Source organism: Frankia sp. Mgl5 (assembly GCF_023242985.1).
Lineage (GTDB): Bacteria > Actinomycetota > Actinomycetes > Frankiales > Frankiaceae > Parafrankia > Parafrankia soli.
This window is the reverse complement of record NZ_JALKFY010000238.1, coordinates 1-252: the sequence shown is the minus strand read 5'-3', so window position 1 is coordinate 252 and position 252 is coordinate 1. Positions and strand designations below refer to the sequence as shown.

1 pseudogene is annotated in these 252 nt (G+C 53.6%); it reads left to right on the top strand.

The features are described 5' to 3' along the window. Positions 1–252: pseudogene (locus MXD62_RS09175) on the top strand (4-hydroxy-3-methylbut-2-enyl diphosphate reductase); the annotation flags it as partial.

Here is a 252-nt window from a genome sequence, read left to right as displayed (position 1 = left end):
CCACTTGTCCGGACGTGACCAAAACGCATGATTTGATCCGCGAGAAAATCGCCGAGGGCTATCATGTGATTTACATCGGCAAAAAAGGGCACCCGGAGCCGGAGGGAGCGGTTGGCATTGCTCCTGACAAGGTGCATCTCGTGCAGACGATTGAAGAGGTTGAGGCGCTCGATCTGCCGCATGCCCGCTTGATTGTGACCAATCAGACCACGATGAGCCAGTGGGATGTAAAACATTTAATGGATGCGATCG